Annotated in this window: 10 protein-coding genes and 2 pseudogenes; 7 read left to right on the top strand and 5 right to left on the bottom strand. The window is 74.9% G+C overall.

What is annotated here, in order from left to right; genetic code table 11:
* A partial coding sequence (locus AOK18_RS18845; RefSeq protein WP_055695135.1) for a CDP-alcohol phosphatidyltransferase family protein occupies positions 1-662 on the bottom strand: 662 nt, incomplete at its 3' end.
* A gap of 108 nt (positions 663-770) precedes the next feature.
* On the opposite strand from AOK18_RS18845, the gene AOK18_RS18850 reads away from it, so the two are divergent.
* The 5 genes and pseudogenes from AOK18_RS18850 to AOK18_RS35250 form a co-directional block, all read left to right on the top strand.
* Positions 771-1757 carry a zinc-dependent alcohol dehydrogenase gene (locus AOK18_RS18850; RefSeq protein ID WP_055695136.1) on the top strand — a complete coding sequence of 329 codons (987 nt, stop codon included), beginning with the start codon at positions 771-773 and terminating at the stop codon, positions 1755-1757.
* Positions 1758-2041: 284 nt separating this feature from the next.
* Positions 2042-2440, top strand: coding sequence for a 6-pyruvoyl trahydropterin synthase family protein (locus tag AOK18_RS18855; protein ID WP_055695137.1), 399 nt, complete (start codon positions 2042-2044; stop codon positions 2438-2440).
* Positions 2437-3714: a glycosyltransferase family 4 protein gene (locus AOK18_RS18860; protein WP_055573878.1), complete on the top strand. Its 1278-nt coding sequence runs from the start codon at positions 2437-2439 to the stop codon at positions 3712-3714. Before AOK18_RS18855 ends, AOK18_RS18860 begins: the two co-directional genes overlap by 4 nt.
* Positions 3711-4760 carry a class I SAM-dependent methyltransferase gene (locus AOK18_RS31985; RefSeq protein ID WP_240503232.1) on the top strand — a complete coding sequence of 350 codons (1050 nt, stop codon included), beginning with the start codon at positions 3711-3713 and terminating at the stop codon, positions 4758-4760. The genes AOK18_RS18860 and AOK18_RS31985 overlap by 4 nt, the downstream gene beginning before the upstream one ends.
* Before the next feature lie 149 nt (positions 4761-4909).
* Positions 4910-5668 (top strand): annotated as a pseudogene (locus AOK18_RS35250) (lysylphosphatidylglycerol synthase transmembrane domain-containing protein); the annotation flags it as partial.
* Positions 5669-5877: 209 nt separating this feature from the next.
* Here AOK18_RS35250 and AOK18_RS31070 read toward each other — a convergent pair.
* Positions 5878-6654 (bottom strand): creatininase family protein, encoded by a 777-nt coding sequence (locus AOK18_RS31070; protein WP_079105089.1) that lies wholly within the window; start codon positions 6652-6654, stop codon positions 5878-5880.
* A gap of 41 nt (positions 6655-6695) precedes the next feature.
* On the opposite strand from AOK18_RS31070, the gene ribA reads away from it, so the two are divergent.
* The gene (gene ribA, locus AOK18_RS18875; RefSeq protein WP_055574885.1) at positions 6696-7355 is read left to right on the top strand and encodes a GTP cyclohydrolase II; all 660 of its coding nucleotides are present in this window, start codon (positions 6696-6698) and stop codon (positions 7353-7355) included.
* A 28-nt stretch (positions 7356-7383) separates the two neighbouring features.
* Here ribA and AOK18_RS18880 read toward each other — a convergent pair whose 3' ends face one another.
* Positions 7384-8628, bottom strand: a complete 1245-nt coding sequence (locus AOK18_RS18880) for a serine hydrolase domain-containing protein (protein ID WP_055695138.1) — start codon at positions 8626-8628, stop codon at positions 7384-7386.
* 136 nt (positions 8629-8764) lie between these two features.
* Here AOK18_RS18880 and AOK18_RS18885 point away from each other — a divergent pair, with 136 nt between their 5' ends.
* On the top strand, positions 8765-9217 hold the full coding sequence (locus tag AOK18_RS18885) for a TIGR03618 family F420-dependent PPOX class oxidoreductase (protein ID WP_055695139.1): 453 nt from the start codon (positions 8765-8767) through the stop codon (positions 9215-9217).
* Positions 9218-9262: 45 nt separating this feature from the next.
* On the opposite strand, the gene AOK18_RS18890 is transcribed toward AOK18_RS18885, so the two are convergent.
* Positions 9263-9847, bottom strand: coding sequence for a histidine phosphatase family protein (locus AOK18_RS18890; RefSeq protein WP_055572229.1), 585 nt, complete (start codon positions 9845-9847; stop codon positions 9263-9265).
* A 5-nt stretch (positions 9848-9852) separates the two neighbouring features.
* Positions 9853-10160: pseudogene (locus AOK18_RS18895) on the bottom strand (6-phosphogluconate dehydrogenase); the annotation flags it as partial.

The raw sequence follows: 10160 nt of genomic DNA on the forward strand, positions 1-10160 counted from the left end.
AGCAGCCCCAGCGCCAGCGCCGTCACCCCGACGTTGATCGGGTGCGGCAGCAGGTTCGCGCCCGCCACCAGCAGGAGCACGCCCTGGAGCGCGGCCACCGTCTTGCGGGCCGTGCTCGGCGGCAGCGCGGCGTTCAGCCACGGCCACACCCGGGCCGCGGCCACGAAGACGTACCGCATACCGCCGATCAGCAGCACCCAGGGCCCCATCGCCGTCGACACGTACACGCTGAGCACCAGGATGAGGAACGCGTCCACCTCCATGTCGAAGCGGGCGCCCAGCGGCGTCGACGTGCCCGTCCTGCGGGCCACCTTGCCGTCCACCCCGTCGAGGATGAGCGCGACCGCGGTCAGGCCGACGAACAGGGTGACGGGCGGCGAATCCTGGAAGGAGTCGGCCACCAGCGCGGTCACCCCGCCGACCAGGATCGCCCGGCCGAGCGTGACCCGGTTGGCCGCGCCGAACGAGCACGGCCGGGACCGGTGCAGGGCCCGGGAGAGCACCGCCCAGGTGGCGACCGCGAACGCGAGGCCGGTCAGCCAGCCCGCGGGGCCCATGCCGACCGCCGTACCGAGCAGCGCCAGCAGCAGGACCTGTACGCCCGCCCCCACGGCGGTCTCCTGCTGTACGAGCCTTGCGTCGTACCTGTTGTTCAGGGCCACCGAACACCCTCCGGCCGTGTGACAGAGTCGATCGACGCCGCTGCCTTGTGCGCGGCCTGTGCACCTCTCGGTACGCGTGCAACGTGCCGACCGTTCAGGAGGAATTCGATGAAGCGCACCGCTCACGCGTTCTGGCTCGACTCGCCCGGCCGGGGCGGGATCCGCGAAGTACCGCTGTCCGGACCGGGCGAGGACGAGGTCCTGGTGCGCTCGCTGTACTCCGGGGTGAGCCGCGGCACGGAGACCCTCGTCTTCCGCGGCCAGGTGCCCGCGAGCCAGCACGCCGCGATGCGCGCCCCGTTCCAGGAGGGGGACTTCCCGGGACCGGTGAAGTACGGCTACCTCAACGTGGGCGTGGTGGAGGAAGGACCCGAGGCACTCGTCGGGCGGACGGTCTTCTGCCTCCACCCGCACCAGACCCGCTACGTCGTCCCGGCGAGCGCGGTGACCCCCGTGCCCGGCACCGTGCCCGCCCGCCGGGCCGTGCTCGCCGGCACCGTGGAGACCGCCGTCAACGCCCTGTGGGACGCGGCGCCGTTGATCGGCGACCGGATCGCCGTCGTCGGCGGCGGCATGGTCGGCAGCTCGGTCGCCGCGCTGCTGGCCCGCTTCCCGGGCGTACGGGTCCAGCTCGTCGACACCGACCCGGCGCGCGCCGAGACGGCCGAGGCCCTCGGAGTCGGCTTCGCACCGCCCGCGGACGCCCTCGGGGAATGCGACCTGGTCGTGCACGCCAGCGCCACCGAACAGGGTCTCGCCCGCTCCCTCGAACTCCTCTCCGCCGAGGGCACGGTGATCGAGCTGAGCTGGTACGGCGATCGGAAGGTGAGCCTTCCGCTGGGCGAGGACTTCCACGCGCGTCGGCTCGTCATCCGCAGCAGCCAGGTCGGCACGGTCTCCCCGGCCCGCCCCGGCCGCAGCTACGCCGACCGGCTCGCCCTCGCCCTGGACCTGCTGGCCGACCCGGCCCTGGACACGCTCCTCACCGGCGAGTCGGAGTTCGCGGACCTGCCCGCCCTCATGCCCCGCCTCGCCTCCGGTGAGATCCCGGCACTGTGCCACCTCGTGCGCTACGACGGGGCCGACGCCCTCTGACCCCGGACCCGGCCGGGCCCGAGAGGGTGACGGTCCGGCCCGGGGCCGCGCGGAGGGCCGCCCGGGGCCGCCCGGGGCCGGCCGGGGATTGTCCGGGGGTCCTCAGGGAACCTCGGAGGAGCGTCCGGGAACCGCCCCGAGGGCCGTCCGGGAACCGTCCCGGGCCCTGACCTGAGAAAAGACGCAGCCGAGGCTGAACGCCGGGAGGCGTACGGCCGTACTAACCGACATCCCCGGCGGCGATCGGCCGGGGAGCAGACGCGCCGCACCTGGAGGGTCGTCCGTTGTTCAGCATCACCGTCCGCGATCACATCATGATCGCCCACAGCTTCCACGGCGAGGTCTTCGGACCGGCCCAGCGCCTGCACGGGGCCACGTTCCTCGTGGACGCCACGTTCCGGCGCGAACAGTTGGACGAGGACAACATCGTCGTCGACATCGGCTTGGCCACACAGGAACTCGGGGCCGTGGTCGGCGGACTGAACTACCGCAACCTCGACAACGAACCCGACTTCGCGGGGATCAACACCTCCACGGAGTACCTGGCCAAGGTCATCGCGGACCGGCTCGCCGAGCGCATCCACAAGGGCGCGCTGGGCGAGGGTGCCAAGGGCATCGCGGGACTCACGGTCACCCTGCACGAGTCGCACATCGCCTGGGCGAGCTACGAGCGTGCGCTGTGACCGGCACGACCGTCGGCGTGGCCGGTGCGACCGGCAGGACCGTCGACCGCGCCCGCCTGGACTACGTCCCACCGCAGTCCCCGGGCCAGGCGCCCGCACGGACCGCCGCCGGCCAGGCACCCGTCCCGCCCGCCGCCGCCCAGGCCCCAGCCCGATGGAACGGGGGGATCATCCCCATGTCCCTGCGCCGTGTGCACTTCCTGCTGCCCGGCGGCGTCGACGACCCGTCGGTGCCGAGCGGCGGCAACGCGTACGACCGGCGCGTGTGCCTGGACCTGCCCGGCTTCGGCTGGCAGGTGGAACGGCACGCCGTGGCCGGCGACTGGCCCCGCCCGGACGCCGCCGCCCGCACCGCCCTCGCCCGCACCCTGCGCGGACTGCCGGACGGCGCCGTCGTCCTGCTGGACGGACTGGTCGCCTGCGGGGTGCCCGAGATCGTCGTCCCGGAGGCGCAACGGCTGCGCATGGCCGTCCTCGTCCACCTCCCGCTCGGCGACGAGACCGGACTCGCCCCGGCCCTCGCCGCCGACCTGGACGCCCGCGAACGCGCGGTGCTGCGCGCGGTGCCCGCCGTGATCGCCACCAGCGACTGGGCGGTCCGCCGCCTGGTCTCCCACCACGGTCTCGCCCCCGACCGCGTCCACGTCGCCGCCCCCGGCGCCGACATCGCGCCCCTCGCCTCCGGCACCGACGGCGTCTCCCGCCTCCTGTGCGTCGCCGCCGTCACCCCGCGCAAGGGACAGCACCGGCTGGTGGAGGCACTGGCCGCGGTGTCCGACCTGCCGTGGAGCTGCGCCCTGGTCGGCGGGCTCACCCACGACCCCGAGTACGTCACCCACCTGCGGTACCTGATCGGCAAGCACGGCCTCGGGGACCGGCTCGAACTGACGGGACCGCAGGCCGGCGCCGAACTCGACGCCAGTTACGCCACCGCCGACCTGATGGTCCTCACCTCGTACGCCGAGACGTACGGCATGGCGGTCACCGAGGCACTGGCACGCGGCATCCCGGTCCTGGCCACCGATGTCGGCGGCCTGCCCGAGGCGGTCGGCCGCGCCCCCGACGGAGGGGTGCCCGGCATCCTCGTCCCGCCGGAGAACCCCGCCGCCATCGCCGTCGAACTGCGCGGCTGGTTCGGCGAGGCAGACGTCCGCCGCCGGCTGAAGGCGGCCGCGCGCGGCCGGCGTGCCGCGCTCGGCGGCTGGGCGAGCACCGCACAGAGCCTGGCGACGGTACTGCGCCGGCTTCCCGCCGAACCCCGGAGGGCCGCATGACCGACCAGGCGACGACCCGGCAGACCGGCGGCGGCACGCACGCCGCCCCGGCCGCGGACACGCCCCCGGGCGGCACCGGCGCGGTCCCGGACCGGCCCGGCCCCCGGTACGAGGACCCCCGGTCCGTCATCCCCGGCGCCGGACCCGCACCGCGTCCCGGTGAGCGGGCGACCCTCCGGCTGCGGGAGACCGACACCGACGCCGGGACGGACGAACCCGCCCGGTACGCGCCCGAGTGGCTCCAGCTGCGCGAGCCCGCCGACGCCTACGCGCGGGCCCACGACCTGCTCGACCCGCTGCGCATCCGGCTCGCCAACCTGCCCCGGCGGGCCGACGGCTTCACCATCCACGACATCGGCTGCGGCACCGGCTCGATGGGCCGCTGGCTCGCCCCCCGCCTGGACGGCGCCCAGCACTGGGTGCTGCACGACCGGGACCCCTACCTCCTGCACTTCGCCGCCGTCGCCTCCCCGCGGTCCGCCGCCGACGGCAGCCGCGTCAGCGTGGAGACCCGGCGCGGAGACGTCGCCCGGCTCACCGCCGAGGCTCTGTCCGGCGCCTCCCTGGTGACGGCGTCCGCCCTCCTCGACGTCCTCACCCGCGAGGACGTCGACGCCCTCGCCGCCGCCTGCGCCGGAGCGGGCTGCCCGGCCCTGCTGACGCTGTCGGTGGCCGGACGGGTCGAACTGAGCGCCCCGCACCCGCTGGACCAGGAGATCACCGAGGCGTTCAACGCCCACCAGAAGCGGGGCGGACTGCTCGGCCCGGACGCGGCCTCCGCGGCCGCGGAGGCCTTCTCCGAGCACGGGGCGAGCGTACGGATCGCCCCGAGCCCCTGGCGGCTCGGCCCCGAGCAGGCCGCACTGACCGCGCAGTGGCTGCGGGGCTGGGTCGGCGCGGCCGTGGAGGAACGCCCCGGACTGGCGGAGCCCGCGGGCCGCTACCTGGCCGAACGCCTGGAGGCCTGCGCCGCCGGCGAGCTGCGGGTCGTCGTCCACCACGACGACCTGCTCGCCCTGTGCCGGCCGGCGGGCGGCGCGGCGTGACCGCACGGGCACCGGGGGTGCCGCCGGCCCCGGAGGCGCCCCCGCCGGACGCGCGCACCGGCGCCGGTGTCCGCGCCCTCCTCGCCCGGCTCAACCCCCCCGCCGTGCGCACCCGGATCGGCACCCTCGCCGGTGCCGTCATCCTCGCCGTGCTGCTGTGGCGCCTGGGCACCGGTGCCCTCGTCGACGGGCTGCGCCGGATCGACGGGCCGTCCCTGCTGGTGGCGCTCGGGATCGGGCTGGTCACCACGGTGTTCAGTGCCTGGCGCTGGGCGCTGGTGGCCCGCGGCCTGCGCATCCGGCTGCCGCTCGCACCGGCGGTCGCCGACTACTACCGCGCCCTGTTCCTGAACGCGGCCCTGCCCGGTGGCGTCCTCGGCGACGTCCACCGGGCGGTGCGGCACGGGCAGAGCACCGGCGACCTGGGCCGCGGGGTGCGGTCCGTCGTCCTGGAGCGGACGGCCGGACAGCTCGCGCTGTTCGCCGCCGGGGCCGTGATGCTGCTGACCCTGCCGTCCCCGGTCCGCGACGACCTCCGGCAGACGGCACCCCTGGCGGGCCTCACCGTGCTGGGCGCCTGCGCCGTCGTCCTCGCCCTGCGCATGAACCGGCCGGGACCGTCCCGCCGGGGCCGGGCCCTGCGGTCGGCGCTCGCCGAGGCACGCGAAGGACTGCTGTCCCGGCGCAACGGGCCGGGCGTCCTCGTCTCCTCCGCCGTCGTCCTCGCCGGATACCTGGCGATGTTCGTCCTCGCCGCCCGCGTCGCCGGAGTCGGCGCGGCGGTGACCGAACTGCTGCCGCTGGCCGTCCTGGCACTGCTCGCCATGTCACTGCCGCTGAACGTCGGCGGCTGGGGGCCCCGCGAGGGCGTCGCCGCCTGGGCGTTCGGTGCCGCGGGACTGGGCGCGGGCCGGGGCCTGACCGTCGCCGTGGTCTACGGAGTGCTCAGCCTCGTGGCGAGCCTGCCCGGCGTGGTCGTGCTCGTCGCCCGCTGGTACGCCGGCCTGCGCGCCGGACGCCGGACGGCCGCCGTCACCGCGACGACCCCACCGGCGTCCGCCCCCGCCCCCGTCTCCCGGGTCCGGGACGCATCGGGCCGCGCGCCGCTCGCCCCGGACTACGCGTCGCCGCCGTCGGAGGTGAGCATCGAGAAATACGCGCCGAAGGAATCCACCAGGCTCGCCAGAAGTTCCCTGCCCTTTTCCGCGGAGCCCAGCGAAGGACGGCCGATGACACCGGAATCGGTGTAGGCGGACATTCCCAGCGTCAGCAGCTGACGCCGGTCGTCGGCGACGTGATCGGAGGTCTCATAACCGGGGCGGAGCAATTCGGGATGAGTGTGCAGAAGAATGGAGGTCTCGATTTCCCCCGCGTGCATGTCGGTGAGCAGCGAGGTCTCCACACCGGCGTGCCGGAGCGCGCTCTCCCAGTCCTCCGCGGCGGGGAACAGCGCCATGCGCTCGCCGCGGGCGGAGGATTCCTGGACCACGTTGCCCAGCACGTAGTTCCCGCCGTGTCCGTTGACCACCACCAGGGTGTCCACGCCGGAGCGGCGCAGTGAGTCGGCGATGTCCCGCACCACCGCGTGAAGGGTCGTGGAGGAGAGGGAGACGGTCCCCGGCCAGGCGGCGTGCTCGTGCGAGCAGCCGATCGTCACCGGAGGCAGGAGGTGCACCGGGTACGCGCCGGCGATCCCCCGCGCCACCGCGCACGCCACCAGGGTGTCGGTCGCCAGCGGCAGGAACGGGCCGTGCTGTTCGAAACTGCCGACGGGAAGAACCGCGATCTGACGTGAGACGTCGGCGCCCCGTTTCCGTACATCTTCTGTAGTATCCGCCGGCAACAGACCGTGGACCGGGCCGTATGCCGCCGACCGCTTTGGTGAACCACTCATATCCTCACGGCCTTTCGTCTCTGCTTAGGAACTCGGGAATCATGACAGAAAACATAGGCGTACTCGGCGAGAAGACCCCGCAGCGGACCGGCGTGGAACGCGTCGTGAATGCCCCGTTGCCCACCGTGTACGGGAAGTTCCAGGCGGTCGGCTACCTGGACCACGACCGCGGTGACGAACAAGTCGCCCTGGTGTACGGGGACATCGGCACGGACCGGGTCCTCACCCGGCTGCACTCGGAATGCCTGACCGGGGACGCGTTCGGCTCCCAGCACTGCGAGTGCGGTGACCAGCTCGCCGCCGCGCTGCGCGCCGTCGTGGCCGAAGGAGCCGGTGTCGTCGTCTACTTGAGAGGGCACGAGGGCCGCGGCATCGGCCTGCTGGCGAAGCTGCGCGCGATGGCCCTGCAGGCGGAGGGCCTGGACACGGTCGAGGCGAACCTCGCCCTCGGCCTGCCGGTGGACGCCCGCGACTACGGCGTCGCCGCCGGCATGCTCCGGGACCTGGGGGTGGAGTCGGTCCGCCTGATGTCCAACAACCCGCGCAAACGCGACGCGTTGCAGCGGCACGGGGTCCAGGTCACCGAGCAGGTGCCGCTGTTGATCCCGCCGTGCGAGAGCAGCATCACGTACCTGCGCACCAAGCGGGAGCGCCTCGACCACCACCTGCCCCACCTCGACGCGGTGGCGCACTGGTCCTGACGGCGCCCCGGGCCGGCCGGCGGCGGACTCAGCCGGTCACGGCCTCGTGCACGAGCCGCTTGAGGTCCCCGAAGGCCGTGGGGGCGGACCTGGGCCGCACCTGCGTGTAGAACTGCACGGTCAGGTCCCGGCCCGGGTCGACCCAGAACACCGTGGTGGCGACCCCCGCCCAGCCGTACGTGCCGAGGGTGGACGGGTCCCGCGTACGGGACGGGTCGACGACGACGGAGACGCCGAGGCCGAAGCCGACCCCCTCGTTGCCGGGGTCGTCATGGGCCGGACGGCTGCCGAAGGCGCGCAGGTCGGCGCCACCGGGAAGCTGGTTGCGGGTCATCAGGTCCACGGTCCGGGGAGCGAGCAGCCGGACCCCGTCCAGCTCGCCCCGCCGCCGCAGGAGTTCCATGAAGCGGTGCATGTCGTGGGCCGAGGCCACCAGGCCCCCGCCGGCGGACAGGAACCGGGGCCGGCCGTGCAGCGGCGGCCCGGCGACGGGCTCGAGGCCGTGGGGGCCGCCGCCGGGGCCGGCCGTCTCCCCGTACAGTTCCGCGAGCCGCCCGGCCTGTTCGCCGCTGACGTGGAATCCGGTGTCCGTCATCCCCAGCGGGCCGAGGATCCGCCCGGCGAGGAAGACGTCGAGCGGCTGCCCGGAGACCACCTCGACGATCCGCCCCAGCACGTTGGAGGCGACCGAGTAGTTCCACTGCGTCCCCGGGTCGAACTGCAGCGGCAGCCGCGCGTACACGTCGACCGTCCCGGCGAGGTCCGTGCCCGGCGCCCCGGACGAGTCCAGCCCGGCCTCGCGGTACAGGCCGTCCACGGGGTGGGCGTGGTAGAAGGGGAACGTCAGCCCGGCGGTGTGGGTCATCAGGTGCCGTACGAGCAGGGGGCCCGCGGCGGGCCGCGTCCGCACCCCGTCGCCGGATCCGCCCACGTACACGCGGGGCTCGGCGAACGCCGGCAGGTGGCGACCGACCGGGTCGTCCGGGGACAGCAGGCCCTCCTCCACGAGGATCAGCGCGGCCACGGTCGTCACCGGTTTGGTCATCGAGTAGATCCGCCACAGCGTGTCGCTCTCCACCGGCAGCCCGGCCGCGACGTCCCGCCGCCCGTACGCGGTGAGGTGGGCGACCCGCCCGCCCCGCGCGACGGACACCAGGAATCCGGGCAGCCGCCCCTCGTCGACCTCGTGCGCGAAGTGCCGGTCCAGCCGGTCCAGCGCCTCCGCGTCCAGACCGGCCTCCTCCGGGCCGGTCTCCTGCCGCAGCACTCCCATGGCACTCCTCCGATCACGCCCACGGGCCGGGGGCGGCACACCCCGCCCGGTCCGTGCGGGACCCCGCCGGAGCAAGGGAGCACACCGGTGGACCCCGCGGGGAACACCCGACCCCGGGTGCCCCGTTGAGCCGGGTATGACACAGGACACACAGCGAGCCCTGCTGGAACTGCTCGGCGACCAGGACGGCGGGGTGCTCGTCACCCTGAAGCGGGACGGACGGCCCCAGCTGTCGAACGTCAACCACGCCTACGACCCCGGCGAGCGGCTGATCCGCGTCTCGCTCACGGACGACCGCGCCAAGACCCGCAACCTGCGGCGCGACCCCCGGGCCTCCTACCACGTGACGACCGCCGACCGGTGGGCGTACACGGTCGCCGAGGGCACCGCCGAACTGTCGCCCGTCGCCGCGGACCCGCACGACGGGACGGTGGAGGAACTCGTCCGGCTCTACCGCGACGTCAACGGCGAGCACCCCGACTGGGACGACTACCGCGCCGCCATGGTCCGCGACCGCCGCCTGGTGCTGCGGCTGCGGGTGGAGCGGGCGTACGGGATCCCGCGGCGCGGCGAGCAGGCGCGGTCGTAGGACACCGGCCCCCGCCGGACGGCCGACGGCTCCGCGGGGCACCGCTCAGGGGCGGGTGTTCCACTCCGCGACCACCGGAGCGCCGTGCTCCAGCGACAGCCGGCTCAGCGTGCCCGTCTCCAGCCGGAACAGCCGCCCGTGCGCGGGCGGCAGGCCCAGCCGGCGCGCCGTCAGGACCCGCAGCAGGTGGCCGTGGGCCACGAGCATCACGTCGCCCGCGTCGAGGGCCCCGGCCACCCCGGACAGCACCCGGTCGGCCCGCTCACCCACCTGCCCGGGGGACTCACCGGGGAACTCGGGGCCGGGCGGCACCCCGTCGGTCCACAGGTCCCAGCCGGGCCGGGTGCGGCGGATGTCGGCGGTGGTGACGCCCTCGTAGCCGCCGTAGTCCCACTCCCGCAGGTCCGGCTCCGGCAACGCGTCCGCCAGGCCCGCCAGGACGGCGGTGCGCCGGGCGCGGGCCAGCGGACTGGTGAGGACCAGGGTGAAGGAACGGCCTTCGAGCAGCGGGGCCAGCGCCCTGGCCTGCGCCTCGCCGGCCGGCGTCAGGGGCAGGTCGCTGCGGCCGGTGTGCCGCCCGGCCCTGCTCCACTCCGTCTCCCCGTGCCGGGCGAGCAGCAGATCGCCCACGGCCGCTACGCCCCGCCCGGGCTTCCCGGGACCACCGGGCTCTCCGGGGCCGCCGGGCCGGGCCGGTCCGCGGACGTGACCGCGTGCCCGCCGAACTGCTTGCGCAGCGCCGCGACCATCTTCATCTGCGGCGAGTCCTCCTGCCGGGAGGAGAACCGGGCGAACAGGGAGGCCGTGATCGCGGGCAGCGGGACCGCGTGGTCGATGGCCGCCTCCACGGCCCAGCGGCCCTCGCCCGAGTCGTCGGCGTAGCCGCGCAGCTTCTCCAGGTGCTCGTCCTCGTGCAGCGCGTCCACCGCGAGGTCGAGCAGCC

It is taken from the genome of Streptomyces prasinopilosus, from assembly GCF_001419695.1.
Classification (GTDB): domain Bacteria; phylum Actinomycetota; class Actinomycetes; order Streptomycetales; family Streptomycetaceae; genus Streptomyces; species Streptomyces prasinopilosus.